Genomic DNA, 1,637 nt, shown 5'->3' on the forward strand with positions numbered 1-1,637 from the left:
CCCCCTGTGTCAGGATAGTTGTCGCCTCTAACTTTTAATAGAGGCAGATAAAATGAGACGTCGATTTACACCAGAATTTAAAGTTCACGCTGTTGAAAAAGTATTATCTCAATGTGATGATGTTCGCCTAGAAGATATTGCGCTTGATTTAGGCATCGGTTATTCAACCTTGCAACGATGGATCGCGCTTGCTAAAAACCATGAACTTGAAACTAAAAATAATGGTAGTCATATGACAACAGAAAAACGCCCTCATGACTGGAGCTTAGAAGAAAGGCTTAACGCCATTATTGAATGTGCGAGTTTAGATGAAGCAGCTCTTAATGAATATTGCCGCGCTAAGGGGCTTTACCCGCATCATATTAAACAATGGAAGCAAGATTTTGCTAAAGGGCCTTCAACGAAGCCCGTAAAATCAGACAGTAAACAGCTCAAACAAGAAATTAAGCAGCTTCAAAAAGAGCTTAATCGTAAAGACAAAGCGTTAGCAGAAACAGCCGCCTTACTTGTACTCAAAAAAAAAGCAGATGCGCTTTGGGGTTTCAACGAGGACGATTAACCAGCTCAACTGAGCGTCATGAATTGATAAAGCTCATTACCGACGCGCAGAAATCAGGGGCAAGGCAAGAAAAAGCATGTGAGTTACTTGGTCTAACGGCAAGAACAATTCAACGCTGGATTGAAGCTGATGATATGACAGATAAGCGAACAAGTACGATAAAGCGACCACCTAACAGGCTAACTGAATTAGAGCAACAGCGTATAATTAAGACTGTTAATTCAATAGAATATGGACATTTACCACCCAGCAAGATAGTCCCTAAACTATTGGATAAAGGTGTGTGGATAGCATCAGAAAGCTCGTTTTATCGCGTTATGAAATCACATAAATTATTAACACACAGAGAAAAAGTTAAACCAAATAAAAAGATAAAAAAGCCAAAAGCGCTCAAGGCAATACGTGTAAACGAAATTTATACATGGGATATCACGTATTTGCCAACAGCTGTTAAAGGTCAGTTTTTATACTTATATTTAGTGATGGATATTTATAGTCGAAAAATAGTTGGTTGGCAGGTTCATGATACACAACTAAGCACACTGGCGGCTGATTTAATGGTAGATATTTGCAGGCGAGAGCAGGTAAAGCCTGAGCAAGTCACGCTGCACTCGGATAATGGCAGTCCAATGAAAGGGGCAACGTTATTAGCGACATTGCAGGAGTTAGGTATTGTTCCTTCATTTAGCCGACCGTCTGTGAGTAATGATAATCCTTATTCTGAATCGCTATTTAAGACGTTAAAGTATCGCCCGGAATACCCTGAGAAAGCCTTTGAAAGCATGGGTAGCGCAAGAAAGTGGGTTAGCGGATTTGTTGATTGGTACAACGATGAGCACTTGCACAGCGGTATTAAATTTGTCACGCCAAACCAGCGTCATTTAGGATTAGATGAAGCGATACTAGCGAAACGTCATCAGGTAAATGAGATGGCGAAATTACAGAATCCAAGTCGTTGGTCAGGAAAGTCTCGAGATTGGACGATGATCAATGAAGTAAATTTAAATCCAGAGAAAAAAGAAGCAATGCGGGCGGCATAAAATTTAATTTGATGCGACAACTAACTTGAAAAACTCCG

General features: G+C 40.2%; 1 protein-coding gene. It reads left to right on the forward strand.

Annotation, left to right across the window (positions count from 1 at the left end; genetic code table 11):
- Positions 1–52 precede the first annotated feature (52 nt).
- A protein-coding gene (locus tag I6F54_RS20140) for an IS3 family transposase (protein ID WP_197142799.1) occupies positions 53–1,599 on the forward strand; the annotation gives its coding sequence in 2 pieces (ribosomal slippage) (positions 53–512 and positions 512–1,599; 1,548 coding nt in all).
- Positions 1,600–1,637 lie beyond the last annotated feature (38 nt).

Origin of the sequence: Pseudoalteromonas sp. SWXJZ10B, assembly GCF_015864475.1 — a bacterium.
GTDB lineage: Bacteria > Pseudomonadota > Gammaproteobacteria > Enterobacterales > Alteromonadaceae > Pseudoalteromonas > Pseudoalteromonas arctica.